This is a genomic window from Paenibacillus sp. cl130 (genome assembly GCF_900116035.1).
Lineage (GTDB): Bacteria > Bacillota > Bacilli > Paenibacillales > Paenibacillaceae > Paenibacillus > Paenibacillus polymyxa_B.
Window position 1 is genome coordinate 1 of the sequence record NZ_FOYG01000013.1, and the last position, 26,815, is coordinate 26,815.

23 protein-coding genes and 1 pseudogene are annotated in these 26,815 nt (G+C 45.8%); 4 read left to right on the forward strand and 20 right to left on the reverse strand.

What is annotated here, in order from left to right; translation table 11 throughout:
- Positions 1-88: 88 nt before the first annotated feature.
- The 4 genes and pseudogenes from BM358_RS24650 to BM358_RS24665 all read right to left on the reverse strand — a co-directional run bounded on the left by BM358_RS24650 (position 89) and on the right by BM358_RS24665 (position 3,648).
- A protein-coding gene (locus BM358_RS24650) for an IS1182 family transposase (RefSeq protein WP_091002014.1) occupies positions 89-1,449 on the reverse strand; the annotation gives its coding sequence in 2 pieces (ribosomal slippage) (positions 89-882 and positions 882-1,449; 1,362 coding nt in all).
- Positions 1,450-1,615: 166 nt separating this feature from the next.
- A pseudogene (locus tag BM358_RS24655) lies at positions 1,616-2,445 on the reverse strand (siderophore biosynthesis protein).
- A 10-nt stretch (positions 2,446-2,455) separates the two neighbouring features.
- The gene (locus BM358_RS24660; RefSeq protein ID WP_028542521.1) at positions 2,456-2,908 is read right to left on the reverse strand and encodes an AAA family ATPase; all 453 of its coding nucleotides are present in this window, start codon (positions 2,906-2,908) and stop codon (positions 2,456-2,458) included.
- Positions 2,909-2,910: 2 nt separating this feature from the next.
- Positions 2,911-3,648 (reverse strand): tRNA(His) guanylyltransferase Thg1 family protein, encoded by a 738-nt coding sequence (locus BM358_RS24665; protein WP_028542522.1) that lies wholly within the window; start codon positions 3,646-3,648, stop codon positions 2,911-2,913.
- A gap of 247 nt (positions 3,649-3,895) precedes the next feature.
- On the opposite strand from BM358_RS24665, the gene BM358_RS24670 reads away from it, so the two are divergent.
- Positions 3,896-4,324, forward strand: coding sequence for a DUF4395 domain-containing protein (locus tag BM358_RS24670; RefSeq protein WP_028542523.1), 429 nt, complete (start codon positions 3,896-3,898; stop codon positions 4,322-4,324).
- A gap of 104 nt (positions 4,325-4,428) precedes the next feature.
- Here BM358_RS24670 and BM358_RS24675 read toward each other — a convergent pair whose 3' ends face one another.
- Both BM358_RS24675 and BM358_RS24680 read right to left on the reverse strand, forming a co-directional pair.
- Positions 4,429-4,776, reverse strand: coding sequence for a Na-translocating system protein MpsC family protein (locus BM358_RS24675; protein ID WP_013311231.1), 348 nt, complete (start codon positions 4,774-4,776; stop codon positions 4,429-4,431).
- 119 nt (positions 4,777-4,895) lie between these two features.
- Positions 4,896-5,324, reverse strand: coding sequence for a MarR family winged helix-turn-helix transcriptional regulator (locus BM358_RS24680; RefSeq protein ID WP_023989562.1), 429 nt, complete (start codon positions 5,322-5,324; stop codon positions 4,896-4,898).
- Between the two features lie 156 nt (positions 5,325-5,480).
- Here BM358_RS24680 and BM358_RS24685 point away from each other — a divergent pair, with 156 nt between their 5' ends.
- The gene (locus BM358_RS24685; RefSeq protein ID WP_023989563.1) at positions 5,481-6,791 is read left to right on the forward strand and encodes an amidohydrolase family protein; all 1,311 of its coding nucleotides are present in this window, start codon (positions 5,481-5,483) and stop codon (positions 6,789-6,791) included.
- Positions 6,792-7,025: 234 nt separating this feature from the next.
- Here the strand turns inward: BM358_RS24685 and BM358_RS24690 are convergent, their stop codons facing one another.
- The 8 genes from BM358_RS24690 to moaA all read right to left on the reverse strand — a co-directional run bounded on the left by BM358_RS24690 (position 7,026) and on the right by moaA (position 14,585).
- Positions 7,026-8,561, reverse strand: coding sequence for a choice-of-anchor Q domain-containing protein (locus BM358_RS24690; RefSeq protein WP_028542524.1), 1,536 nt, complete (start codon positions 8,559-8,561; stop codon positions 7,026-7,028).
- A gap of 228 nt (positions 8,562-8,789) precedes the next feature.
- Entirely contained in the window at positions 8,790-9,455 is a 666-nt protein-coding gene (modB, locus tag BM358_RS24695) for a molybdate ABC transporter permease subunit (RefSeq protein ID WP_028542525.1), read from the reverse strand.
- A gap of 27 nt (positions 9,456-9,482) precedes the next feature.
- Positions 9,483-10,304 carry a molybdate ABC transporter substrate-binding protein gene (gene modA / locus BM358_RS24700; RefSeq protein WP_023989565.1) on the reverse strand — a complete coding sequence of 274 codons (822 nt, stop codon included), beginning with the start codon at positions 10,302-10,304 and terminating at the stop codon, positions 9,483-9,485.
- A gap of 103 nt (positions 10,305-10,407) precedes the next feature.
- Complete coding sequence (locus BM358_RS24705; protein WP_028542526.1) at positions 10,408-11,487, reverse strand: thiazole biosynthesis adenylyltransferase ThiF; 1,080 nt, start codon at positions 11,485-11,487, stop codon at positions 10,408-10,410.
- A 62-nt stretch (positions 11,488-11,549) separates the two neighbouring features.
- Positions 11,550-12,281: a molybdenum cofactor biosynthesis protein MoaE gene (locus BM358_RS24710; RefSeq protein WP_028542527.1), complete on the reverse strand. Its 732-nt coding sequence runs from the start codon at positions 12,279-12,281 to the stop codon at positions 11,550-11,552.
- A 55-nt stretch (positions 12,282-12,336) separates the two neighbouring features.
- Positions 12,337-12,585 (reverse strand): MoaD/ThiS family protein, encoded by a 249-nt coding sequence (locus BM358_RS24715; protein ID WP_028542528.1) that lies wholly within the window; start codon positions 12,583-12,585, stop codon positions 12,337-12,339.
- Positions 12,586-12,718: 133 nt separating this feature from the next.
- Positions 12,719-13,531, reverse strand: a complete 813-nt coding sequence (gene fdhD, locus BM358_RS24720; protein ID WP_023989569.1) for a formate dehydrogenase accessory sulfurtransferase FdhD — start codon at positions 13,529-13,531, stop codon at positions 12,719-12,721.
- Between the two features lie 40 nt (positions 13,532-13,571).
- Positions 13,572-14,585 (reverse strand): GTP 3',8-cyclase MoaA, encoded by a 1,014-nt coding sequence (gene moaA, locus BM358_RS24725; protein ID WP_023989570.1) that lies wholly within the window; start codon positions 14,583-14,585, stop codon positions 13,572-13,574.
- Between the two features lie 640 nt (positions 14,586-15,225).
- Between moaA and fdhF the strand changes: the two genes are divergently transcribed.
- Together fdhF and BM358_RS24735 are read left to right on the forward strand one after the other, a co-directional pair.
- Positions 15,226-18,168 (forward strand): formate dehydrogenase subunit alpha, encoded by a 2,943-nt coding sequence (gene fdhF / locus BM358_RS24730; protein WP_028542530.1) that lies wholly within the window; start codon positions 15,226-15,228, stop codon positions 18,166-18,168.
- Between the two features lie 12 nt (positions 18,169-18,180).
- The gene (locus tag BM358_RS24735; protein ID WP_028542531.1) at positions 18,181-18,663 is read left to right on the forward strand and encodes a helical membrane plugin domain-containing protein; all 483 of its coding nucleotides are present in this window, start codon (positions 18,181-18,183) and stop codon (positions 18,661-18,663) included.
- 83 nt (positions 18,664-18,746) lie between these two features.
- Here the strand turns inward: BM358_RS24735 and BM358_RS24740 are convergent, their stop codons facing one another.
- From BM358_RS24740 to BM358_RS24765, 6 genes are all read right to left on the reverse strand, one after another.
- Positions 18,747-19,100 (reverse strand): hypothetical protein, encoded by a 354-nt coding sequence (locus BM358_RS24740; RefSeq protein WP_013311244.1) that lies wholly within the window; start codon positions 19,098-19,100, stop codon positions 18,747-18,749.
- 140 nt (positions 19,101-19,240) lie between these two features.
- A complete protein-coding gene (gene kdgT / locus BM358_RS24745; RefSeq protein ID WP_028542532.1) occupies positions 19,241-20,242 on the reverse strand; it encodes a 2-keto-3-deoxygluconate transporter in 1,002 nt (333 codons plus the stop codon).
- Positions 20,243-20,290: 48 nt separating this feature from the next.
- The gene (locus BM358_RS24750; protein ID WP_023989574.1) at positions 20,291-21,298 is read right to left on the reverse strand and encodes a tripartite tricarboxylate transporter substrate binding protein; all 1,008 of its coding nucleotides are present in this window, start codon (positions 21,296-21,298) and stop codon (positions 20,291-20,293) included.
- 129 nt (positions 21,299-21,427) lie between these two features.
- Entirely contained in the window at positions 21,428-23,869 is a 2,442-nt protein-coding gene (locus tag BM358_RS24755; RefSeq protein WP_028542533.1) for an AraC family transcriptional regulator, read from the reverse strand.
- A 206-nt stretch (positions 23,870-24,075) separates the two neighbouring features.
- Positions 24,076-25,740, reverse strand: coding sequence for a methyl-accepting chemotaxis protein (locus BM358_RS24760; protein WP_028542534.1), 1,665 nt, complete (start codon positions 25,738-25,740; stop codon positions 24,076-24,078).
- Between the two features lie 27 nt (positions 25,741-25,767).
- Positions 25,768-26,772, reverse strand: a complete 1,005-nt coding sequence (locus tag BM358_RS24765; RefSeq protein WP_028542535.1) for a BMP family lipoprotein — start codon at positions 26,770-26,772, stop codon at positions 25,768-25,770.
- Positions 26,773-26,815 lie beyond the last annotated feature (43 nt).

A 26,815-nucleotide genomic window follows, 5' to 3' on the forward strand; every position in this document is an offset into this window, starting at 1 on the left:
TTCAGATTGTCGAGAAACCCCGTCTTTTTGAGACGTGGGTTTCTTTTTCCTTACACCATAATGGTCTGGTATCTGGAAAAACGGGGTGTTACCCCTGTTTTTCTAGGCGATCCAGGTGGATCGCCATCTTCTTCATGTTCTGCACGGCTGCCGTCATGAGGGCTTGTTCCCTGACGTTCGGAAGTCCGCGCAAACGGCAATAGCGAAACCCATGGAGCTCTTTGGCATCCGCGAAGCTTCGCTCAATCGTCTCTTTTCGTTTGCGGTATAGCTGTTTCCCGGATGGGCTCAGCCGGTTGCTTCGCACCCACTCTTTGCTGTCTTCCCAGACATGTCGAGTCACCACTTTGCGGTGGTTTTGAGACTGGGTACACTGGCCCAGTAGCGGGCAATGCTGGCACTGAGCTGGGTCAGAGGCATACTGCCTGTATCCCTTACGGTCCGTCGTTCGGTAGGGCAGTTCCTGTTGGGCCGGGCATCTATACACATTGCGTTTGGCATCGTATTCAAACTTCCATTTTGGAAACAGTCCTTGTCTGGGATGGAATCTTCGGTGAGCAATCACGGCAAAAATCTTTCGGTTTTGTAAACCTCGACAAATCGGCGTCGTTAAATAACCGGAGTCTAGCGCCACGGCTTCTACTTGAAAACCAAAACGTTCTCTTTGGCGGTCCAAACGGGACAAATAGGGGATGGAATCATGTACATTTCCCGGTGTCACATGCACATCGGTAATGAGATTGTACTTCATATCCACCGTTCGGTGGTCCAGATAGAAGAAGCCTTCGGGCTTGCCATCACGGATCATATAGCCGCTGTCCGGGTCGGTTTTGCTTACTTTTATTTCTTTTTCTTCGTTCACTTCCTCTCGAGATTTTAATGCTTTTTTCCGTGGTTTCTCCGGTCCTCCTTCACCGCTTCGTTAAGCTCGTCCATATACTCTTTGGTATTCTGCAATACTTCCTCTTTGGTGTACTGATGTTTGTTAGCATTGGCCTTGAGGTGGGTGGAATCGGTCATGAGAACACGCCCGCCCACCATTCGGTGAGAGATCGCCTGCAACACAATTTCATCGAAGATATCTTGAAAGATCGTGGTGTCTTTAAAGCGAGTGCGGCGATTCCAGCTAATCGTCGTATGGTCCGGTACTTTATCGGTTAAGCCCAGCCCCAGGAACCAACGATAAGCCAAGTTCGTCTGGATTTCTCGCTCGAGTTGCCGTTCTGAGCGAATGCCATAGAAATAACCGAGAAAGATCATTTTAAACAATACGGTAGGATCAATGGCAGGACGCCCATTGTCCGCACAATACAGCGGGCTTACCTTCTCATGAATAAAGGAGAAGTCTATATATGTATCCACTTTGCGAAGCAAATGATCTTGCGGCACCAGTTCTTCCAGGGAAACCAATTCAAAGGATTGTTGTTTGTCTCGATAAGATCGCAGCATACCAACACCGTCCGTTCTACAATAGTTACCTATATTATACAACATTAACGCGCTGTCGTCTTAAACAAAATCAACATAAAAATAGCTGTCGAGACTTTCTCGACAGCCTGAAAAAACTCCCTTTATGGGAGTTTTTTTATACTTCAGGATTTTGCAAAATCCTCACTTATGAATATTCGAAGCAAATTACCGCTTTACTTAATTCTTGGTCGTAAAATAAATAGACGGTATCCGCCCCACACGCTTGAAAATAATACCCGGTAATGGAACCGATATAGGCAAAAGTCTCACCATTGGGACATTTAGGTACATGAAGCAGGTTGGTTTGCTCGAATTGGAGCATCTCTTCCAGAGATTCGTCATATTCCTTGATGTAACTTTGAGCCTTGTCAGACTGAAAAGCGATATCATCCAAAATTCCATTAACTTCAGGGAAACTCAGCCCCCAACCGCTGGATTGCTTTTCCTCAAAATCACGGGTGAGCTCTTCCACAGGCTTTTGGGCCTCCCCAAAGGAGGAATATGGATAAATTTTTTTGTTTTCCAGGAAAATGCTTTGCGAGCTTGGTAGTCTTGTTCATTAGCCATATACACCTGTTCCAGTCCGTCCAACGCCATAACTTCTCTCTTCATACGTAGGTACGCTTTATCCCCGGTAGATTTCAGCGCTTCATAGGTGGCTTCCAATTGCTCTTTCTGATGAAGGCTAAAATAATTCCAGTCCGCTTCAAATTTGTATTTGCCGTCAATTACATCGAAACCCAGCATATCTTCCTTGGTATATGAGGTATGAAATTGCTGAGTATTTTCACCCACACAGCCTTCGTGTATTTCTTTTACGGAAACAAAATGCAGCCACTCGTCCTGCTCCGGGAATAAAAACTGAAGATTAATCGAGCAAATCGGCAGAAAGTGCTTGCGATGATGTTCAAGATCGCTGGCAAATACGTCCTCGTATGCTGGAAAACGTTTGATGAATCTCTCAGGTATGTTCATGGTACTCCCCCTATATTGAATGGTTTTCCGGCAGCCTTCTGATCTGAAACGTTCCTTCATTGGAAATCACACTATAGAGTTCATCAAATCCTTCTTCGTAGCTTGGGATCTCTAGTTTACTCATTACACTTTTAATACCGATTTCAGGAATATACTCTTTGCCTGTGCGCTGCTCATTACGCTTAATAGATTCTGCAAAATCGGGCTCAAAATAGTAGCCAATAATTTTAAATCCCTTATTTATACAAGTATCTATATATTTCTTCCGTTCTATAACAGTGGCATTTGTATTATCTACAACAAAGCGCTGCATTGTTTCGATGGAGGCATGTAGATAAATATTTTCCCTATTCCGTGTTTTAAGCATATCAAGGTTTATTCGCATATGTGTTTTGAAGAAATGTTCTTTATAAAATGTCGACTTGCCCGAAGCCTGAATTCCTATAAAAATGACACACTCCAAATCTACACATCCTTGTCCAAGTATACATATTGGTTAATATAATCTCTATTCTGTGAAAAAATCGGTGTCTCATGATCAACATCCCACTTGCTTCTGACGGCTTCGCCTTTGTTGTACTGTTGTTTGGTAATGCAAATTCCCCGCTTTTGCCAGACCGGAAGTTCGTTCCAGTTTATCCCTTTTTCCACAAAAAGCTTGTCTTGGAGCTGATTTCCGTTCAACCCTTCTAATTCTGAATGCCTGAAATGGGCTTGAGCTACCATAGAAATGCTATTTTTAGTAGCATCTTGTTGTCTCCATAGAAAGTAGTTTGTAACCTCATCCTGGGGCAAGACCCATGCTCTCGCATCAAAAGTGGCTAAAGGCTGACCTGGGTAAACCTTTTGGATTTCCTCATTAAATTTGGCTGTAGCCAGAGAAGCAGATATGGACACCATCTTTTGAAGATTATTTTCAAACCAGGATTGCGTCGTTAATTTGTCATAATTCGTAAGAAGCAGTGAAATTTCATCGCTCTGATGATACACCAGTTTACATCCCATAATGTTATAGGCCAAATATTTACACGTCTCCCATAATGCAAAAATTAGTTTCTCATCAAAAGGTTTCGTCATCCCACGTGTAAAGGTATGAAAATGCGCACCATCAATTCTGATGATTACGGGTAAACGGCGTGGTAGGCTTAATCTATAGGCATTTTCATATTCCTTCATCCTATTTCCAAAATCATTTCTTTTCATAAACTATGTAGGTTCCTTTCATGCTCCGTGATTTGCGCATAGAGTAAAACAATGTCTATCTTCCCCAATTGACATATATAAGAATTGTAACAAATTGGCTGATACATCGCTAGGAATTAAGAAAGACAAAAAAACTTAGCAGATGGACTTGCAGAGTCTTTCATTTTTTCTTGGTATCTATTCTCCAAATGTTAGGCTATAATAATTTCAGTTTTTACTTTATTCCGATATGAAAAGGATGATATATATGAGCCAAAATCCATCTTCCATTCCGCGTCCGTTAGTCAGGGCTAATCAATGGGTAATTGTTTTATCTGTAGTTTTTACTTGGATTACAGGGGGATATGGGGTGCTAGTTATTCCTCTTATCGCGGGGTTGCTCGGCGTCCTTTTTAACTTCAATCCAGTAATGCGGATAGCCAAGCATTTCTTGAAGAAAAGCCCCTCCTCGTATGTGCAGGAGGACCGAGAGCAGCAAAGGTTTAATCAGCTTCTTGCCGTCTTTTTTCTGTTGGTCGCTTGGGTAGGATTTATGCTCCAGTGGAGTATTGTCGCTTATGTATTCTCGGCCATGGTCCTGGTGGCGGCCTTGGTGGCTATCCTTGGTTTTTGCATAGGATGTTTTGTTCTCTACCAATGGTCCCAATATCAATATCGAAGAAGAAAAAACGTGTAAACAGAAACAGCTCTCTTTTCATTCCATTAGGACATCGTTAATTAAATCGAAGGTGCAGCCGAACTCTCCGACAATATGGATGCTATGTCGGTTCCGCCTTCTTTTTATTTTGCAGTAATATTATCTTCAAATACAAAAACGGAGATGGCTATATCTTCCTCCACTTTAATATCTGAAAAGAGGTGCAGCAGCCGGGAATCCATGTAATCCTCCAGTTCTTTATTGAAGTGTGTGGGATATATTTTTTGAACCATTTTGGTTCGGGCTGCATGCACCATCTCTTTCCCGGATTCTTCTTGTGCAAGAAACTTTTCAGATGGGGTTAAATTTCCATACAGCATCGTGATGGCCATATTATCTACAAAGGTCGTATGTATGCGTTCCGGGCCTTTCCCAAACAGCTCTTTACGTACTTTTCGAATAATTTCGTTAAAACCCGTTTCCCTTCTCATATCGCACCGCTCTCCTAAAATCTACTAAAATCCCTATTACTATTTCCATCATAACCGATTCCTATCATATAAAACAGAGACTAGCGAAAGTGATTTTTGGAACATGATTTTATCTGCAATTATAAGCGTTCATTAATTTTGATTAACATTTCCTCTAAAATTCGCTTCTCCTCTTCGGTCAGGGCTTGAACAATTTCGTCCTCCACCTTTTGGAAAGAGTCACTAAAAGCTTCAATCAATTCAATGGCTTTTGGTAAAACATAAATATTTTTTTGCCGTTCATTATTGGCCGGGATTTTGCGCTCGATGAATCCTTTTTGCTCAAGACCTTGAAGTATGCTTGTAATGCTGGCTCCGCGCAGATGAAACCGATCGGCAAGATCCTTCTGAATTAAATCATTTTCTTGATTCTCGTAGATATATTTAATCATTTTTCCTTGTTGAGCATTTAATCCCAACTCTTTTATGCTCTCGTCCGCTCTTTTCTTTAACTTAAGACCAATAATCTGAAACAAATCCAGATAAACCGTATCCTTTTGGGTTTTCATAATCATATCTCCTCAAATTATTAGAAGTCTAATTGTCAGTAAATAAACTATATAAATCTCTAAACTGTTTGTCAAATGAAAATTAGTTTATTGACAGTTATAAAACTAATAGTTAGAATTCTAAGTGTTTAAGATTGAACACTAAGGAGGAACGACATGAAGAATGTAACTCAAAGCTCTACGGTAGAAAAAGTTACAGCGATTACGAATGTACGTATTTTCGATGGTGAAAAAGTTATTGAGCCCAGAAATGTTGTCATCCATGGGGAAACCATTATTTCGGTAGGCGGAGACCTTCCGACACATGCAACGATCATCGATGGGGAAAATGCGACATTATTGCCCGGCCTGATTGATGCGCATGTCCACACTTCAATCGGTGGGTTACGAGATGCTTTAAAATTCGGCGTCACGACAGAACTCGAAATGAACGGCAGTTTTACAGAAAGAGGGCGCAAGATCCAGTTGAAAAACGTGAATGACGTCGCCGAAGTCCGTTCTGCCGGCACAGCGATCACTGCTCCAGGTGGTCATCCGGATGAATTATTGCAGGATGAGGATGAAATTCCGGAGTTCGTATTAAAGGAATTGGAGAAGTTACCTAAGGAAGACCGGGAAGCTATGCTAGCCGCCTACGCTCACGATCACGAAGAGGTGCCCCAAGTGACGACAGTGGAAGAAGCGATCAAACATGTGCATACCCAGGTGGAGAGTGGCGCCGACTATATTAAAATCATGATTGAAGAAGGGACGGTCTTGGGTGCCCCTGGACTACCTATTTTAAGCGACGAGATTTTAAAAGCAGCCGTGGCAGAAGCCCATAAATTCGATAAAATTGTCATAGCCCACGTCTTGACGGCTGATTCTTCGCAAACCGCCATCGATATGGGAGTCGACGGATTGGGTCACTTATTTCTCGACAGGCCCGAATGCACATCCGAGTTGGTGAAATCCATAGCGGATTCAGGCGCATTTGTTATACCGTGCTTAGTATTGAACTCATCCATTCTGGGAAATCCGGCATCAGAATTGGCGAATGATTCACGTGTTTATTCCAAATTAAGTCCAGAATGGATCGATATTTTGAACTCAAGCTTCCATACTTTCCCGCAAGGCAATTTGGAGAATAGCTTTAAAAATGTGATGGATCTTCACCGTGCCGGTGTGGATATTCTGGTCGGGACGGATGTCGCCCCCGTTCCTGTTCCCAATCTTGGCGGTCTTGCTCATGGAGCCAGCGTTCATCATGAAATGCAATTGCTGGTTGAGGCCGGATTTACTCCCATAGAAGCGCTTCAGTCGGCTACTGCGAAACCGGCCCGTTGCTTTGGGCTTTACGATCGCGGCTGTATTACCGAAGGTGCGCTCGCTGACCTTATACTAGTAAACGGTGATCCGACAACCAACATCTCGGATACCTTGTCGATCAAGTCCGTATGGTTCAAAGGTGTACAACAACTATGTTAATCAGAGCCTCTCGAACAGAAACAACCATCTAATCTCATTTGTACGACTTCCATTTTTACTTTCCGAGGATAGCTTAATCTTGTTGCCAACGCAAAAACACCTCCAAAGTTTATCCTCATATCTTACGACATGGGGATTCTCTTTGAAGGTGTTTTAATTGCAAGGAACATTGTAAAAACGTACAAGCAGCGGCCCCACATAGTTTCGCTATGCACTAGTCATAAAATATAGGACTTACTCGTAGGCACCGATGTTCACCGCGGCTCCCTGTACTCTGGGCTTCCCGTCAATATCCAGTGTTCCAATGATGGCACGGTCCGTGTTCCCGGCATCGATCGCCGGTGACGAAGACTGCAAATGGAAGTCGCTGTTCGCGGCATTCACGAATTTAGGATCGGCAAACAGAGAATGCGTATCGTTGCCGGTCCCCGATTTGTACGCAGAGAATCCCGTATACTCTTTATTTTTCCAGATCCAGTTAGCTTCCGAACTGCCGCTCGGAGCAAAGTATAAGTTATAATCCACAACATTGCCGGAATTTTTGGTGTATCCATTGGAGATCAGCATATCTGTGGAGCTGGCCACGAAAATATTGTTTTTGATCACATTGTTTCGCGTATCGTACTGAACCAAAAGCTGGCCGCTTCCGTCGTCAAATGTATCGTTCTTGTATAGCGTATTGTTCACGATCTTGCAGTTTACCGTTGAGCCGCGCTCCTCATTGTAACCGCCCATGGCAATACCAGTCAGCCGGTTGTTATATATCACGTTGCTGCGGACTGTAATACTGCTGGTGGCTTTGCCGGCATGCTCGGAGGCCATTTCGACGCCGATGTCGTTGTTGTAGCTGTAGTTCTGCTCGATAATACTGTCCTTGCCTCCATCCACATAAATACCACCGGCCGAGTTGTCATCGCTCTTGTAAGATGGGTTATTTTGAACAGAATTATTGTACACCCGGTTGCCCTTCACTAGCCCGTTTCGCGCCTGATCGTAAGCAGTATTCGGCGCAGTTCCCTCAAAACCGATCAGATCAATCCCGATGTTGTCATTATCGTGAATGCGGTTGTCGGTCACCGCAAAGCCGTCCACGTTGCCGTTTAAAACGAGCGATTCGCTGGAGCCCAGCACGAGATTGTACAGCTCATTACCGCTGATCGTAAGGTCGTGAATCGAAGCCGGAGCTTTCGTGCCATAAACAGCGATACCGTGAGCGTCCCGGCCCAGCCGATCTTTGCCGGTCGGGGTGACCGTGTTTTTGATGTCATGGATTTTGTTGTTGGACAGATTAATGAAGCCGCCCGAACCGTGGACATAAATACCTACGGGCACCGTGTTCTTGGAAGCAGTGGTAAAATTACGGATTTCAAACCCCTGAACGGTAACGTGATTGACATCGGCCAGTTCGATCAGCCCTTCGTTCCCGCTGACCGAAAGTCCGCTGCCATCAATAATGGCGGTCTCTGTCCCATAGTTGGTGAACACAATTGGACCCTGCGAAGCGGAGCCAGAGCGGGTAATCTTTAATTTCTGCTTGTACACGCCGCCTCGGACGTAAACCGTGCTGCCCGCAGGAGCCACGTCAGCCGCGTGCTGCAACGTCTTCCACGGCGCATCGTTCGTTCCGGCATTAGAGTCGCTGCCGCTCGTGGACACATAATATTCTGTACCGGCCGCGGAAGCAGCGGGAGGTTGCACATTTCCGGCCACCAGACCAAGCCCGAAAACCATGGCTAAACCTACCAGAAACATTTGCCCGAATTTCTTCATGGTTCCCCATCTCCCTTTGCTTATTTTTTTGTAAATTATACCACAAAAATTCACCGAATCTGTTACGCCTGCAAACGGAGTACCGCCTCGACCTTCCGCGAGTCTCCAGTACCTCGAATGCCAAGAGTTGGAGAGTGAATGAAGAAGTCTAAGAGTTTTATTTTCTCAAGACAAATAAAACACAGCCTACCCTATCGGCAGACTGCGCATGTTCTTACTCCAAAAGAGCTAATCCTTTACCAGTCGATTTGAAAGCATCAACATGATAAAAGAGAATAAAATGATGACAGCTACCCAGCTCCAAGAGAGTGTCATATTTCCGACCTCGGACGCGGTGTAAATCGCTGTAGGCAGGGTTTGGGTCTGTTCAGGAATATTACCTGCAAGCATCAGCGTAGCGCCAAATTCCCCTAACCCTCGGGCAAATCCGAGAATGTATCCTGAAATGAGCGGTCGGTAGGCAAGGGGCATCGTAATGTGGCGAAACACTTGCCATTCGTTGGCACCTTGCGCACGTGCAGCCTGCTCTACCTCAGGGTCTACAGCTTCAAAACCTGCTTTAATGGTACGGTAAGCCAGTGGAAAAGCAACAACTACGGCCGCCACCACTGCAGCTCCCCATGTAAATACAATCGTCTGCTGGAACAGGCTTTCGAAGGCTGTGCCGATCCAGCTTTTCCTTCCCAGCAAGATGAGCAAAATAAAGCCGACAACAGTGGGAGGCAAAACGAGCGGAAGAAGTAGGACGGTCTCGATCACGCTGGTTCCCCTCCGCGGCGTGCAGTTCGCCATCATCCGCGCTACCACAGTAGCTAATAAAAAGACGATGATGCTGGCGACGACAGCAACTTTAACAGATACGATAACCGGAGGAAGAAAAGCTGACCAATCCAACGGAACCCCCTCCTTTATCTGTGAATTCTATTTTCCCGCCATTTCTGTAGGGGCTGAAAATCCATCTTTACTGAACACACTCATAGCTTCATCTGTCCGTAGAAAATTAAGAAACTCGCCTGCTTCCTGGCTGTGTTTGGTTGCTTTTACAATGCCTTCAGGATACAGGATGGGTGCATGCAATTCCTCAGGCACTTCCAGTGCTATGACCGTTTTATCAGATGATTTGGCATCCGTCAGATAGACGAGTCCTGCATCGGCGTTGCCTGTTTCAACATAATTTAATACCTGTCTTACGTCCTTGGCGAATACCATCTTAGGTTCCAGCTTGTCCCATAGTCCAGCCTTCGTTAACGATTCTTTGGAATACTGTCCGGCGGGAACGGTAGTAGGCTCCCCAACAGCCACTTTCAGGTAAGAAGGACCCATCAAGTCATTGAGCGTAATGCTTTTGTTATCTGTGCTTTTCGCCTTATCTTGTGGAACAACCACAACCAGTTTATTTTGAAGCAACACGTTATCCTTTTCCACCAATGAAGCATCCGTTAATGCCTTCATTTGCTTCATGCCCGCCGAAATAAATACGTCAGCGGGTGCGCCTTGTTCAATTTGTTTTTGTAATGTACCAGATGAAGCGTAGTTAAAGGTAAGTTTGATATCTGGGTGCTGTTTCTCATACTGGTCCTTGAGCGTATTCAGACTATCTTGAAGACTTGCAGCGGCAGATACGACTAGTTCTGTCTTGGGTGCAGACTGTGCCGACTGTACAGCAGCCGGAGACGAGCACCCCGCCAGAACCCATGCCAACAATCCAACGAACGTGAATATGTACCCAAATTTCTTTTTCAATTTGTTCTTCCCCTATCCTATAAATTCCAAAATGAGATGACGAAAATGTGATGGCGAAAATAAGAAAACATTGTACATCTCATAACGGTTCGAATCTATTGGGTCAACCCAAATATTTGTGATAAATCGATCTCGCCTCAGCGATGTCCTTCGTGCCATGAATTAAGACGCGTCCATCCTGAAAAAGAACAATTCGATGCGTTCCGATAACAACGGATACCAGGTATGGATTATGCTCCACTTTGCCCCCCTGACGGGATAACAAACGTGCCGCTTCATTCAGATCACGTACAGTACCCGGGGCCGGGCGGATTTGAACCGTATCTCGTCCGCACAAGACAGCCGTTTTAGCCTGATGCTCCGATTGTAAAAAAGGATACACAGGGTACTCACCACATGTTGGACAATCGGCTTTCTTCATGGCGCTGATTTGGATCGCCTGATACTGATTGTTCCACAGATCGAAGGAAATCAGCTTACCCTGTAAGGCTGATTCGTTCCCGGTGAGCAGCTTCAATGCCTCGGCGCTTTGATAAGCCGCCACCATCTGTACAGCCGGGCTAATCACACCGACCGTATCACAGGTCGCACCGCCGAGCGGTACGGTTCCGAGCAGGCAATGCAGGCACGGTGTCTGCCCTGGCACGATGGTAAAGGTTGTCCCATAGCTGCCCACACACGCCCCGTAAATCCAAGGGATTCGATGCTTGACCGCATAATCGTTCATAAGCAGACGTGTATCGAAATTGTCGGTGGCATCTACGATGAGATCCACCCCTGCTGCGATATCGTCGATTTCATCTAGCGAGACGTCCCGGACTAGCGCACGAATGTCCACGTCCGAATTGATTTGCTGCAATCGCTTCTGCGCGGCCACTGCCTTGGGGATCTGATCACGGGCATCCGCTTCGTCATAGAGCTGTTGGCGCTGCAAATTGCTCCAATCTACATAATCGCGGTCTACCAACGTCAGCCGTCCGATGCCCGCTCGCACCAGCATGTCAGCATTGGCAGTGCCCAGTGCGCCGGCCCCCACCATCAGCACGTGCTTACTACGGATATTTTGCTGGCCTGTCGGTCCAATTTTCGAGAATAATTCCTGTCTAGAATAACGGGCATGAGACGCATGCGCATGTGCTTGTGCAGCAACTTCTATTTTCTGGATTTTGTCCATTTCTGACATCGTTGGTTTACCCTCCATACTTATCCATTGATAGCTACAAGTTGATCAGACAAGCTAAAAGCTCAGATGTCCTCGTCCTTATTCGAAAGCTTTGGGGTATTTTGAGGATTCCAGCCACCCAGCTGATGCCCCTTCCATTCTGAGCCGTCCTCCCACACTTCCTTTTTCCAAATCGGTACGATTTGCTTTAACTGTTCAATGGCATGGCGGCTGGCTTCGTAGCAAGTATCGCGGTGTGCAGCAGAGACAGCAATCACCACACTCGTCTCTCCAATTCTGACCGTGCCAAGCCGATGTGTAATCGCAGTACGTGTAGAAGGCCAACGCTCTGCAATTTCGTCACCAATCTGCTTCATCGTGTTCATGGCCATCGGGACATACGCCTCATATTCAAGCAGCACCGTTCGCTGACCTTGCGTGAATTCCCGAGTCGTACCATTAAAGGTCAGCGAGGCGCCATGAGAAGGGTCGAGCACCTTTGAGGTTACTTCATCGGCATCAATCGGGTCGTACGTAATGGCAAATAAACCACATTTTGAAACGACCGTCTCCATCCCGGGTGCTGACTGATGAAGAGCAATTGCATCTGATGGAAGCACAAGTTCATCTGGAGAAGCCAGCTTTTTATGATGGGTAAAAAAAGAACCTGGCAGTTGTGAAGTCACTTCCGGGTACAGCTCATTCAGCCTTTTTCGAATGTCTGCCATGGTCACCGTTTCCTGTGAAAGTTCTACTGTGATCACATCACCAAGTTGCTCCGCCATACCTGCGAATAGCTGAATACGGTATTGCATATGATCTGCCCCCTTGCACCTATTCTATCGAATTCATCTATCTATATAATAGAATTTACCCTCCTGAAACCGGAGGAATAATCGCAATCTCATCATATATACTCACGAGGTCCTCAGGAGCGGCGTAGGCTTGATTTCTGGCAACAAAAGAACCCTGCAACTGAGCTGCCGATTCAGGGAAACACTCGGATAGCAAGTCTTTTAACGCGGCAACGGTCATCGTTTCTTGCTCAGTAGGCACCATAATTATAGGCCCTCCCATCTGTTCCGCAAGTCCGGCAAATACTTGAATATGATAGTTCATTTAACATGCCCTCCTTTTCAGTACAGTGAATGTCCACCACATATGTACCAAGAAAAACCAACATGAATGAATACCCCGAAAGGTTTTATTCCATGCTGGTTAACTATGACGGTGTACATTGAAGATTTTTATATTATATTTTAGATTCGACCAGTTCATCAATCCGTTCAGTATGCGTATACACATTCAGAGAACGACTGCGTATAAAGCCGACGGTCGTAATTCCCAGATCCTCAGCCAACTCAAGTGCAAGCTCTGTGGGAGCTGACTTGGACAAAACAACTTCACAGCCAATCTTCGCAACCTTCAACAAAATTTCAGACGAAATGCGTCCGCTGAATACTATGATTTTGTCTTGCAATACAATATCATGTTTTAAGCAATGTCCATAGATTTTATCCAGCGCATTGTGTCGGCCGATATCTATTCTGGACAGGATCATGCCGTCTTTATCGCACAACGCTGCATTATGAACACCACCGGTCTGTTGGAACGTAAGTGCCGAGCTTTGCATTAAATTCATCAAGCGGAAGCAATCGTCAAAGGACAGCGTAACATGGGTGTCATTCATTCTTTTTGCCACTTTGGCATCATTCATAAAATAAAAGCCCTGTCTACTTTTACCGCAGCAGGAGGTAATGTACCGTTTGGAATGAAAGTTTTGATAAAACTCATTCATTCGACGGGTTTTAATATGAACAAAACCTTCTTTTTCCTGAACCCAAATATCTTCGATATCATCGTACCGTTGAATGACGCCTTCAGAGGCCAAAAAACCTACCGCCATATCCTCCACATACTCCGGTGTACAAACCATGGTAGCAAATTCCTGCTGATTGATTTTGATGGTCACTGGATGCTCCGTCACCACAGTGTCTTCAAAACGCTTGATCTGACCGTCACGATAACGTAGAATCTCACGTTTTACCTCAGCTGGCTTTTCCATGTGCTCCACTCCCTTGTTTCTGACAGGCTGGCTCTTCGGCTCACCCGCCGATGTGTGACATTTCAATTTTAGATGTTGCTTGCTGTGTATGATTCAGCCGTTCCTCTGAATAGCGATCGGTACGTTCTCTCCAAACACGCTCAATGTAAGCTCTAATCTCGTCATCGGACTGTTCGGAACGCAGCATCGCGCGAAGCTTGTACCCTTGCGAGGCAAACAGGCACGTGTACAAGGAGCCTTCAGCAGAAATTCTCGCTCGTGTACATGTGGAGCAGAAGGCGTCCGTAACAGACGAAATAATGCCGATTTCCCCGTCTCTGTCCTGATACCTGTAGCGCGTCGCCACCTCACCTTTGTACTGGGGTGGGACAGGCTCTAACGGCATATGCTCGTGAATGGCTTCGATGATCTGCTGCTTGGAAACGACCTGATCCAATTTCCAGCCATTGGTGTTGCCTACATCCATAAACTCAACAAAACGTAAAATATGCTTTTTCTTTTGGAAATAGTCGGCCATGGGAACAATATCCTGATCGTTAAAGCCCTTTTGCACGACCATGTTTATTTTCACCTGCATCCCTGCTTGAGCCGCAGCCTCAATACCATCCAGCACCGCCTTTACACTGCTTCTGCCCCCGTTCATTTGGCGGAACCGATCATCATCGAGCGAATCCAGACTAACCGTCACTCTCTTTAGTCCCGCCTCTCGCAGTGCTACAGCATATTTAGGCAAAAATACGCCGTTTGTCGTCATTGCAATATCCTCAACCCCATCGAGTTGAGTTAACGAATGAATAAGCGAGGATAAATTTTTCCTCAGCAACGGCTCACCACCAGTAATGCGCAGCTTCGTAACACCCAGCGAGACAAAAATACGGGAAAGGCGCGTAATTTCCTCAAAGGTCAATATTTTTTCTTTTGGCAAAAACGGATAGTCATGGCCAAATATTTCTTCCGGCATACAATATCGGCACCGAAAATTACATCGGTCTATGACGGATATTCTTAAGTCCCGTAACGGACGATTCCATTGATCGTCGCTCCGGTTCGCCATCCTGTTCACCTCAATCCGTCTTCATTAATAAAACTCTTTACACTCTAAATTGGGACGGTATTTCCATTCATTTTATACTGAACCAAAAAACCGGCATCACAACAACTTCTTCGCTTATGAATATCGAAGAATCTGCTAAATGCCGGTTAATTTATCTACATCAGGATTTTACGAATCCCACATCATGTGATATAGAAAAATCAAACTAACAAGCGCTGCGACAAATAAAATATACGCGATTCCCACGTACACTCCATTTACGATTGCTCTGAAATAGATTACATTCCTATTGTTAGCAATCCTGGAACGTTTGTCAATGATTTTTCGATTTCTCAGACGATAATCATTATCAATTAAAAAATTAATAATGTACCGTTGAACTATCTTAAATTTTACGTTATAGTTACACGAGATGAAATGCAGAAAATGACATATCTAAGTTATTCAGAAGTTATTGATATACAGACGGTGCGTACTGTCTGTTATTAATACATATTCAAATGGCGGATTGGCCTCCAGGACCTAGAGCTTGGTCACTACTCCACCATAAACACAAGTGCTGGAACACGAGCACTTGTGTTTATGGTGGAGTTTTTTTATTCCTAATTTTTAAATTTAAAATCTGAAAGGAGCCTGAACGGTGACTGATAGTGCGATCAAAATTACATTAAACGGACAGGAACTGAAAACGAAGAACAGCGCAACGATTCTTGAAGTGATTAACGAAAACAACATCGCCCATCCCCAGCTGTGTTACGTTCCCGAAGTCGATCCGATTCGTACCTGTGACACATGTATCGTGGAAGTGGACGGAAAGCTTATGCGTTCCTGCTCGACACTGGCTTCCGATGGAATGAATATTCATTTACATTCGGATCGCGCGAAAGCAGCTCAAACCGAGGCTATGGACCGATTGCTGGAAAATCATCTCCTCTACTGCACAGTGTGCGATAACAACAACGGTAATTGTACTTTGCATAATACAGCAGAGCTTATGGAAATTGAACATCAAAAATATCCGTATCAACCGAAAGTTGGCCCGACAGAAGTAGATATGTCTCATCCTTTCTACCGATATGACCCCAATCAATGTATTGCATGCGGCCAATGCGTAGAGGTATGCCAAAACCTTCAGGTCAATGAAACGCTGTCCCTCGACTGGGAAGCTGAACGCCCTCGCGTCATATGGGATGACAGGGTTGCGATTAACGATTCCTCCTGCGTTAGCTGTGGTCAGTGTGTAACCGTCTGCCCATGCAATGCCTTGATGGAGAAATCCATGCTGGGAGAAGCAGGCTTCATGAGTGGCATGAACAAGGATTTATTAAATCCGATGGTGGATTTAATAAAGGAAGTGGAGCCGGGCTATAGTGGGATTTTTGCTATTTCCGAAGCCGAAGCAGCGATGCGTGAAACCCGTACGAAAAAAACGAAAACCGTCTGTACGTTTTGCGGTGTAGGTTGCAGCTTTGAGGTTTGGACCAAAGGCCGCAAAATTTTGAAGGTACAACCTACCTCTGAGGGACCTGTTAACGGTATCTCGACATGCGTAAAAGGGAAATTTGGCTGGGATTTTGTGAACAGCGATCAGCGTTTGACCTCCCCTTTAATTCGTCAAGGGGACGAATTTGTGGAAGCTACCTGGGAAGAAGCCTTGAGCCTGATGGCCAGCAAAATGGGAGCTATTCAAGAAACTTACGGTGGCGAAGCACTCGGCTTTATTTCTTCGTCCAAATTTACCAATGAAGAAAACTATTTGATGCAGAAGTTGGCTCGTCAGGTCTTCCAAACGAATAACGTCGATAATTGCTCACGGTATTGCCAATCTCCTGCGTCATGGGGGCTGCAATACACCGGAGGCATCGGTGGGGACAGCGGTACGATTAAAGACATTGCCAAAGCAGGTTTGGTCATGCTGGTCGGTTGCGCGCCGGGAGAAGGACATCCAGTGCTGGCTACTCGTATCAAACGTGCGCATAAGCTGCACGGTCAAAAGTTGATCTCGGTCGACCTGCGCAAGCATGAAATGGCAGAACGCGCAGATCTGTTCATTCGTCCGAAGCAAGGTACTGATTATGTATGGTTATCCGCTGTAGCCAAATACATCATTGAGCAAAACTGGCATGATGCAAAATTCATTGAAGAGCATGTAAACTTCTATCCTGAATATTTGAAGTTGCTAGAGCGTTTCACCCTGGAATTTGCCGAACAGGAAACTGGTATTTCCAAAGAGACACTGATTGAGGTAGCGACTTTGATTCACGAAGCCGACGGCACTGCCATTTGTTGGGGCATGGGTGTGACGCAAAACATCGCAGGCTCTTACACTTCGATTGCAATTGCCAACCTGCTGCTGGTGACTGGAAACTTTATGCGTCCGGGTGCAGGCGCATATCCGCTTCGCGGACATAACAATGTGCAGGGTGCTGCCGATATGGGTACGATGCCGGATATTTTCCCGGGCTATCAGCCCGTGACGAACGATGTCATTCGTGCCAAGTTTGAAGCGGCCTACGGCGTACAAATTCCAGGTCAACGCGGACTGGACAACATTCAGATGCTGGAAGCCATTGAAACAGGTAAGCTCAAAGCGATGTATATCGCTGGAGAAGAGATGGCATGGGTGGATGCCGACTCCAACCATACCCAAGAAATGCTGGCGAACTTGGATTTCCTTGTCGTTCAGGATGTATTTCTGAGCAAGACAGCTGAATTCGCTGACGTTATTTTGCCAGCCGTACCTTCACTCGAAAAAGACGGAACCTTTACGAACACCGAACGTCGTGTTCAGCGTCTATATGAAGCACTCCGCCCTCTAGGAGACAGCAAACCAGATTGGTGGATTTTCAGCCAATTTGCCAAGCATATGGGATTTGATTGGGATTACAGCCATCCAAGTGAAATTTTTGAGGAAATGGCGTCGCTCACTCCATTTTTCTCCCAATGTAATTATGACGTATTGGAAGGCTGGAACAGCTTCCACTGGGGATCGCCGGATGGTAGCAATACACCGTTGCTGCACAGCAACGGCTTTAACTTTCCGGATAAAAAAGCGCGTTTGGGACTTTTCGAATATGTACCACCGAAAGAGTACCCCGTTGAATTCGATTTGACCTTAAATAATGGTCGACTGCTCGAACAGTTTCATGAAGGAAATATGACGACCAAATCAGCGGGTATTCAGCTCAAACTTCCAAAAGTATTTGTGGAAGTGTCACCTGAATTGGCTGAGGAGCGCGGAATCACTAATGGATCGCTGGTTCGACTGGAATCCCCTTATGGTGCGGTCAAGCTACGTGTTCTGGTGACAGACCGGGTGCAGGGAACTGAAATTTATGTGCCAATGCACTCTACCAGCCATGATGGTGCGGTCAATCTGTTAACTGGTGGAGCGTTCGATGTGGTCACCCGTACACCGGCCTATAAACAAGCCAAAGTACGGATGCAAATTTTGGAGGTAGACGGTCAAAATCCACTACCACGTATCAATCCGCGTTACAAAAAACGTCATCCGCAAAATGGGGTTGAAGTGGACCGTAAGTGGAACCGTCCCGGTTACGTCGATTTGGTGGATCAAAAATAAGGAGGTCAAGCCGTGGCTAAGCCTATTTCAATTGTGAGAAAACACGTTCTGACAGAAGAAGAACGGCAAAAACAATCGCTGGATCAGCTTACTGCTGATCTGGCGGACAATGGGGCGGCATTGCAGAAGACGCTTGAAATCGTACGCGAGCTGCACGACAGTGGTCTTCTCGAAGCAGCTCAGTCTATGCTAAAAGCCAAAGAAAGCATCGCCAAAATCGCTGTAGGACAAGCGACGCGTAAGCCTGTGACGAACATCATCAATAATCTCATGGGAGCAGCAGGGATGCTGTCTGAGGTAGACCCCGAGCTGATGAAAAAGCTGACAAATAGCGTTACCAATGGCCTGAACGAAGCCGAAGAACATCTAAAGCAGAATAAAAAGACTCGTCTGCGCGATCTTATGAAGGCGATGAATGATCCAGATGTAAACCGGGCAATGGGATTTGGTATTCATTTTCTCAAAGGAGTGGGAAAAAGTTTGTCTGATAAATAATTCATAGAGCGTGAAGATGGAAGACTAGTAAACAACAGACAATAAAAAGAGCTGGCTCCGAAAACGGGGGCAGCTCTTTTTATTTATTTTTTATCCACCTGCAATAGCGTCACCGTTTTAAGAGAAACAGCATCTTTTATTTGCTCCTCTGCGATGACCTTGAGCTTAAGCAAACTGGCAATCTTCGACGTATCCGGCTTGGAAAACAAGCGCCATAGCTGCGGATCAGGCAGTGAATCATACAGCTTTGTATGATCGTATTCCTTGCGGTGCTGCTGTATAATCTTGACTCGGTAGTTGCCAATTTCCCAATCTGATACTTCCTGCTGTGCACAATGAGCGGTAATGTCATTACGCAAATCAGTCAGTTCACCTTCAATTTCTTTTTGCTTTTGCTTTAACTGGTAATAGCGACGTACCTTGTTTTCCAATCCCATCACGCTCCTCTGCTTACATATGTATGTTTGCAGAAGCGTTTTAGGACAAGTTTTGTAATGTTAGGATTGAAGGTATAACTGCAAAAGCATTTCCCGGGTAATGGAAAGGTCCATAAGTTGAGATCATTATCATCCAAACTTTATTTAGGTATATTCGCCCCTGGATTTACAGGCCCCGCTTCTTGGGATTTCCCCTTACGCTTCATATAATTGGCCCAGTATGCCGTCAGAATAGGTACCAAAATCGAGGTCACAATGACCGAAGCAGCAACTAAGGCCGTTGCAGATTGCGCAACAGGCAGGAACTCAGGCTTGATATTGGCGACAATGACTGGATTGGCTACTGCTGCTCCTGCTGTACTAGAGGCTGCAATTCCTGCTGTACCGTTGCCACCACCGATATATTTGTCCGCCAAAATCAGTGGAATACCTGTAACGATAATTACAAAAATACCCAATAAGATACCAAGCATACCTGTCTGGACAATGACACTCAGGTCAATGGAACAACCAAGTGCAAAACCGAAAAATGGAATCAAAGCTTGCGTTGCGTTCCCAAAATATTTTCGGAAATCATGATCCAGATTGCCCAACATAAAGCCGACCAAAAATGGTAATACCGCCCCCACAAATGTCTGCGGTTCAAAAACGGCCAGCCCGGTGCTACCTAAAATAATCATGGTCACCAACGGACCCGATTCCAGTGACATCAGTACAAATGCTCCTGCCTCTTCCTTGGAGCCATACTGCTGCATAATGGAGGCGTATAACCCGCCGTTCGTCATATCCATAGCCGAGATCAGCGCCAGCACTGACAAACCTGCAAATAGTCCACTTTCTACACCACCAACAGGCAGCAATCTGGATGCAATGATCGCCACTACCCACGCGACCGCGATTTTAGTCAATACGAGCGTTCCTGATTTACGCAATACAGTACCCGTCGCTCGCACATCTATAGAAGCACCCATACAAAAAAACCACACTGCTAAAATGGGTACCGTACCTGTCATCAGCCCCTTGGTAAAAGATCCAAAATAGTCGCCTGCCCATGGAGTAAATGTATGAAAAAGTGCGCCAATAAACAGCGGCACCAGCATAATGCCCCCTGGAATTTTATCAATGTTTTGTTTGATTTTCATTACTTCGTTCAACCCTTTCGTTTTTGCCAATGCAAAAACAAGGCCGTATTACTTGCGGCTCAAGCCGAGCTCGGGAATCAGTCTTGCGAAGGTATCATGACTCTCCTTCAGTTGCTGCGCGAATGCCTCTGCATCCTGGACACGCAATCCCAACCCATGCTTACGCATTTCCTCCCTGAATTCCTCGTCTTTCGTCCCCTTGATCAGTGCATCCGTCAGCGTTTGAGCAACTTCATCCGGTGTATCCTTGGGTACAGCCAGCCCTCTCCAAGTGCCAATAAAATGTACACGCAGCCCAGTGGCTTGCTGTAGTGTCGGCACTTTTGGAAACGCTTCCGAAATAGTGTCTGCCTGGATCGCCAGTATGCGAAGTTTCCCTTCGTCCACGTATTTCTTCACTTCTGCGGGACTGACGGGTACAGCATCCACGAATCCGCTCATTAAAGCGGAGACGGCTGGGCCTGCTCCCTCATAAGGGATATGGGTAAAGCGGACTCCGCTTTTCTGCTCCAGCATTGCGGCAGCAAGGTGCCATATGCTCCCCGTGCCTGCATTCCCCATTTTGAGCTTGCCGGGATGGGCCCCAGCATCCTCCAGAAATGCCTCCGCTGTCTTCCATGGTGCATCCGCCCGGACCGTAATGGCGGAAGGGTCCATATTGGTTTGAAGCAGCGGCTTAAATCGCTCATAGGTGAGCGGTAGCAGTCCCAAATGAGGCAACGTAGTCAGCTCAGCGACCAGATACGTTACGGTATAACCGTCCGCCTGCGCCTCAGCCCCTTCCATCAGCCCGACAGAACCGCCTCCTCCCGTTCGATTAACGACGATTATCGGCTGACCGAGATGCTTTTCGGCGGCTTTCGCCAACGCTCTCGCGGTAATATCTGTACCGCCTCCAGCCGCATAAGGAACGACGAGTGTTATTGGCTTCGTAGGAAATATACGGCTGTGATCCTGCAGGGTGCGGTGATCCACATATTCACTGATACTCAAGGCAGAAAGCATAGCTACTCCCGCCGCAACCAGCACATATTTTTGCCATGGCTTTTTCTTCATTATGTTTCCTCTTCTCCAAAAATGAACTGGGCCCGTCATGCGCCCGTTTTCACCTCCAACGTTTTCGGTCTTGTTGTTTGCGTTTACATGAAGTCAATGTACCGCAACGTGGAGGGCTACAGCTATCGCTTAATCTTCGTATTTATCTTCTATTTCGCCAAAGTATCGGCCTTTTGACCGATCTGCATATTCATTGGAAGATTTGCTGATTTGTCTGAATTTCCCTGGGGTCACTTGTTTGTGCTTGCGGAATACCCGAATAAAGCTGTTCTCATTTCGGTATCCGACCTGTTCTGCAATTTCACCGATTTTCAAATGGGTTTCACATAGTAATGTGCATGCCTTTTTTACGCGTAATCCAGTCAAATAATCGTAAACGGTGGTCCCCGTTTCTTCCTTGAACATGCTGCTCACCGAGGACACGCTCATGTGAACATGATCCGCAATTTCCTGAAGCCCGATGTTCAAATGCAAATTATGTTCCATATATTCGATCATCTCTTGTACACGCACAAAATCTTTGGACTGAATGCGACCGTGCCATTTTTCTTCGATATCAGTCAACATAATGACCAGCAATACCTCAATGTCTTGAAGGTCTAGTGTCAGAATCTGATTCCAGTGGTAATCAGCAAGCTGATCCGGCGGCGTCACACTCTGAGTGGTACACCATTTTAGCAAATCTTCCAGCAATTCATGAACAAACAAGTAAACCTGGGCTGGGGATGTTCTGTGGAGTCGAAGTTCTTCTACCCAGTGGCTGATTAACTTTACACTTGCACCAGGTTCCTGTGACTCCAGGGCACGAATCATTTCCACACGCCGATTGTCCAGCAATGTTGAATCCTGAATCTGCTCCTTTGACTGTTCATCCACTGTGTTATCCTTTTTCACACTTATGCTGCTGTCTATATTCGTATATGAACTTCCATACCCCTCATACAAACGCAAATTAAGGGCCTCTTTTCCTTTTATAAAAGACGCCCGTGCCTCTTGAATATCCGTGACCATATGACCAATCCCTATAGAAATAGTCAAAGGAAGATACTCACCGACAACCTGAATCAGCCTATCCACACTTTTCTGAAGCAAAATGCTCTCTTGGAGATCAGTCTCTGTACCAACTTCATTCGAACTCTCACTGAACTGTAACAGCACAATAAAACCACTTTCCTCCTCCGGCGAGCATACTGCTTTCCAGTAAGGTTCGAGCATCTCTAGCAAAATATTGTTCAGCGCATACTTGAGCAGCATTTTATCTTCTTCTGGAAAGCTTGCAGCCCACGCAGAATACCGGTCGATGGACACGATCATGACAAACAAAGAATGGCCGTCCCAATCAGAAAAATACTGTTCCCATTTCATACGCATTTCCTGTATGCCCATTCTACGCTGGATGACATCTTCCATATATTTGGAACGCAGCTCCGGCAGGCTTCGCTCTACCACCAATGATTTGCGGTGAAACTCTCCAACCAGTTTGCTAATCACAGGTTCCAGGTCATACAATCCTCCTTGGCGCGTTCCCTTATTGCCCGAATTTAATAGGCTATTAATTTTTTTCATGGGGCGAAAAGCTGCATAATTGTAATAGTAAACTGCTGAGCACCCAGCCAGTATGGAGATAAAGGCCAGCCACAGCATCATATTGCGCGCCAGCTTTACATTTTTCAGCAGCTTGTCCATCGGAACGAGCGATACTAGACGCCAGCCCGTTACATCTGAAAAGGTTTGGTTGGCCATATATTCCATGTCCCCTATCTCCACATAAGCATAGGGACTCACATCCAGTTCTTTCAAAATCCTGCCCATATCATTTAAGGGTAAGGACGATCTCAGCTTGGGATAGATTAACTCGCCCTCCAGATCATACACGTATTGTGAGTTGGATAAATGAATATAGAGTTTGGAGAAAAAACGGTCATAATCCAGATTGATTAGCACCGCACCCATGACCTGACCATCCTCTACTATGGGCCTGGCCAGCGAAAGCAGCTCTACTGTCCCCTGCTCACGATCGGTGCCGTACCATCTCCGCTTAATCAACAACGGCTTTTTTTGAATGTCCTGAATCCAGGGAACCCATGTGGTATCCGGTGCCTGCTTCCAATCAGGCATGTAACCATAATTGCTGGATACGAGAGCATGATTGTCCAAAGAAATAACTTCAACCGAATAAATTTCTTCGTGCGAAGAAAGGGTTTTCAAGTATTTGTGAAGCCGATCTATGACGGAGACGTTGTCTTCCAGCGATTTCCCATCCGTTTGGACACGTACAAAAGCCTCTACATCCGGATGATAGGCTGCGTCCAGCGCCTTGTTATCAGACTCACGAAAAGCCCGATTGGTCACATCCAGATTGATTTGCAATAATTCTATATTGGGTGTGTTCAGCTCGGTATCCAAACCTTCACGGTATCCTGAATACGATAGCAAGCCGATCACGCTAATCACAAGCGACACGCACAGAGTAAGCAGTAGAATCAATCTTGTCTGTTTATTTTTCAGTATCAATCGAAGCTTAAGTCGCAGCATTCCCGTAACTTCATCCTTCCGGACTTCGTTGTCCATCTTCCTCTGACCCATATAATGGTGACATATTCTCCCTATTACTATTTGACGCAAGAGTCGGAATTCCCTGCCTATGTAATTCAAACTTAATATAAGGAACAACATTCATATAAAAAAGAAGAGGTCTCCCTGTACAAGGTAGAACTTCTTCTTTGGCACTGCTTGTATTCATTATTCAGCAAAAACAGATACTTGCTTCACAGGTTTTAGCTTGTCTTTTCCACCTGAAAACGATCTAGCTCCCGCTGCATTTCCTCGCGAATCTGACGAAGCTCTTTTACCTTCTCAGCCGATTCCTCAAATGAACGCTTCTGCTCTACCGTGGAAGCCGTAATCTCTTCACTGCCTGCGGCGGATTGCTGAGTGATTGCGCTGATATTTTCGATAGCTTGCTGTACCTGTACGCTCAGTTCTCGCGATACATTCATGTCCGTTGATAACTTGCTGACTTGGCCGGCAATTTGCTGCACTTTGCCACTAATCTCTGTAAACGATTCTCCGGTTGAGGAGGTTGCCTTCTCCTGCTCACGGAACAGCTCCTGACTTTGCGCCACAGAAGTCTTCACCTTATCCATAGCCTGCGTGATACTGTCAACAGCAGTATAAATTTTCTTTACAGCAGACTCTGATTGATTCGCCAGCTTTTTCACTTCATTGGCAACAACAGCAAAACCTTTTCCTGCTTCACCTGCACGTGCAGCTTCAATAGAAGCATTCAAGGACAACAGCGATGTTTGGCTGGCAATTTCGGATACGTATCCAGTCATGGTTGTAATCTCGGCTGCATTAGCCTCCAGCTCCTTGACCGTCTGCTCCACTTCGGACATGGCTGAACGATTTTCTGCAACAATACGCAGTTGATCGCTCATGACCCGCGTACCCTGCTCAATGACACGCAAAGCATCCTCACTATACGCGGTCGATTGTGTGGTTTCCAGTAGATTCGATTCAAACTTCTGCTGCATCTCGTCCACAACGCCAACTGTCGACGACAGATCCTCAGCAATTTTCTGACTGCCTATTGCCAGTTCCTCTGTTGACGTGCTGACTTGTGTCACAATTTCCTTCATGGCCTCATTATGCTGATCAATATCCCGAGCCATCAGATCGACACGATTACCCGCCTGATCAATGGAGAGTACAATGCTGCGCAAGTTCCCGATCATCACCCGGAAAGATTCATTGAGCTCGTCCAGCTCATCGCGTCCCTTGGTTTGGGCAAGCTGCACTGTCAGATTTCCCTCAGCAATTTGCTTTGCGGCATCCGTTAATTTGCGTGTTCTAAGGGCAAGCTGCCTGGATGTATATGTATTATATAGCCCAACCGCCACCAGAAGTATAACTGCACCTGCCAAGGCCAATTGCCATGTAAAACGAATGCTCTTGGTCAAATCTTCTGTGTATTGGTCATAACGTGCCTTGGTCAGCAGATCCAGCATAAATACATCGTTCTGAATCCCTTGGGCACGCATGGCCTCCCGCTTGGACTCCGGGCTGTTTTGGGTACTCATGGCTTTCTCCGTTGCTACTTTCAATTGGCTGAATTTTGTTTTAATCGTATTCAGTCGCTTTTGCTGCGCTTCGGTTTGCAACATGCCCTGTGAAAGCAAAGCAATCGTCTTTTCAGACTGAGTCAGTTGATTTTGCACATCGGCTTTGTTGCTCTCCGTCATGGAAGCTGAATAATTTTGCAGTGCCTGCCCTGACTGAATTAAATAGGCATTGAGCTGCTGTACATTCAACATAGCCGGAACCAGATTACTACTTTGCGAGTTAATACGAATTAATTCAAAAATGATATATGCCACTAAAGCCAGGCAAGCGATCAAGGAAATCATCGCGTTCAGTACCAGTTTACCTTGCAGTTTCATCAGCCTTCATCCTCCGTTTGCGAAAATTTATTGGGTGGGAACAGTCAGTGTGCCGGATTTGATTTTTTCCTTTAAATCATCCAACAACTTTTGCTGATCCGGACTCAGTGTCACGACACGAATAGGCGCCAAACCTACACCATCTTCTGCAAGACCAAACACCATATCCTTCTCCGTAAATTTTCTTTGATGATCTGCAAAGCCTTTGATTGCTGTATAAATTGCAATGTCTACATTTTTAAACATCGAGGTCACTACCGCTTTTTCCGCAATAAAAAACTGGTCACTATCGACCCCGATGGCTAATTTTTGCTGCTTTTGCGCTTCCTGTAGCGCACCTACACCCGTAAGACCTGCGGCTGCAAATATAACATCAATCTGATCCTGATTAATCATGTCATCTGCAATTTCCGTACCCAGTTCCGGCTTTCCAAAATCTCCTGCATACGTTGCAGTAACTTTGGCATTAGGCTTGACTGATTGCACCCCTGCGCGATACCCAATTTCAAATTTTTTCAACAAAGGAGATTCCGCACCTCCGAGAAAACCTACCTGTTCGGTTCGACTCGTCAAACCCGCAACGACCCCAGCCATAAAACTGCCCTCTTCTGCTTTGAAGCTAATAGAGGCCACATTCGGTAAATCTGATTTCTCATCCACGATTAAAAATTTACGGTCTGGATATTTTTTGGCAATAGATTCTAAACTGTCCTTCACCATGTAACCCAGCCCAATGATTAAGTCTGCTTTTTCTTGAGCAAGCTGCTCAAAAGCCGCATCATACGTCTTGGTCTCAGTTATTTCCCGGTATTCAAAAACAATCTTCCCCTCATCCCTTGCCTTGACCAAACCTCGAAAAGCCGCGTCGCTGTAAGATTGGTCACCCAGACCAATATCTGACAGTACGATTCCCACCTTAATGGGCTGAGCCTTGGTTTGTGCTGCCGACTGCCCACATGCACTTAGCAATAATGCAAAGACTGTGACAATGGGAATCCACCTAAAATTCAACAATTTTGCTCGCTTCTTCATGACATATCACCTCAGCATAATTTGGAAATCCCCAACATCTTTA

Coding starts and splice junctions, on each gene's coding strand:
- BM358_RS24665 (WP_028542522.1), bottom strand. CDS start 3,648: ATGAAAAGAAATGATTTTGGAAATAGGATGAAGGAATATGAAAATGCC.
- BM358_RS24670 (WP_028542523.1), top strand. CDS start 3,896: ATGAGCCAAAATCCATCTTCCATTCCGCGTCCGTTAGTCAGGGCTAAT.
- BM358_RS24675 (WP_013311231.1), bottom strand. CDS start 4,776: ATGAGAAGGGAAACGGGTTTTAACGAAATTATTCGAAAAGTACGTAAA.
- BM358_RS24680 (WP_023989562.1), bottom strand. CDS start 5,324: ATGAAAACCCAAAAGGATACGGTTTATCTGGATTTGTTTCAGATTATT.
- BM358_RS24685 (WP_023989563.1), top strand. CDS start 5,481: ATGAAGAATGTAACTCAAAGCTCTACGGTAGAAAAAGTTACAGCGATT.
- BM358_RS24690 (WP_028542524.1), bottom strand. CDS start 8,561: ATGAAGAAATTCGGGCAAATGTTTCTGGTAGGTTTAGCCATGGTTTTC.
- BM358_RS24705 (WP_028542526.1), bottom strand. CDS start 11,487: ATGTCAGAAATGGACAAAATCCAGAAAATAGAAGTTGCTGCACAAGCA.
- BM358_RS24710 (WP_028542527.1), bottom strand. CDS start 12,281: ATGCAATACCGTATTCAGCTATTCGCAGGTATGGCGGAGCAACTTGGT.
- BM358_RS24715 (WP_028542528.1), bottom strand. CDS start 12,585: ATGAACTATCATATTCAAGTATTTGCCGGACTTGCGGAACAGATGGGA.
- fdhD (WP_023989569.1), bottom strand. CDS start 13,531: ATGGAAAAGCCAGCTGAGGTAAAACGTGAGATTCTACGTTATCGTGAC.
- moaA (WP_023989570.1), bottom strand. CDS start 14,585: ATGGCGAACCGGAGCGACGATCAATGGAATCGTCCGTTACGGGACTTA.
- BM358_RS24740 (WP_013311244.1), bottom strand. CDS start 19,100: ATGGGATTGGAAAACAAGGTACGTCGCTATTACCAGTTAAAGCAAAAG.
- kdgT (WP_028542532.1), bottom strand. CDS start 20,242: ATGAAAATCAAACAAAACATTGATAAAATTCCAGGGGGCATTATGCTG.
- BM358_RS24750 (WP_023989574.1), bottom strand. CDS start 21,298: ATGAAGAAAAAGCCATGGCAAAAATATGTGCTGGTTGCGGCGGGAGTA.
- BM358_RS24755 (WP_028542533.1), bottom strand. CDS start 23,869: ATGGACAACGAAGTCCGGAAGGATGAAGTTACGGGAATGCTGCGACTT.
- BM358_RS24760 (WP_028542534.1), bottom strand. CDS start 25,740: ATGAAACTGCAAGGTAAACTGGTACTGAACGCGATGATTTCCTTGATC.
- BM358_RS24765 (WP_028542535.1), bottom strand. CDS start 26,772: ATGAAGAAGCGAGCAAAATTGTTGAATTTTAGGTGGATTCCCATTGTC.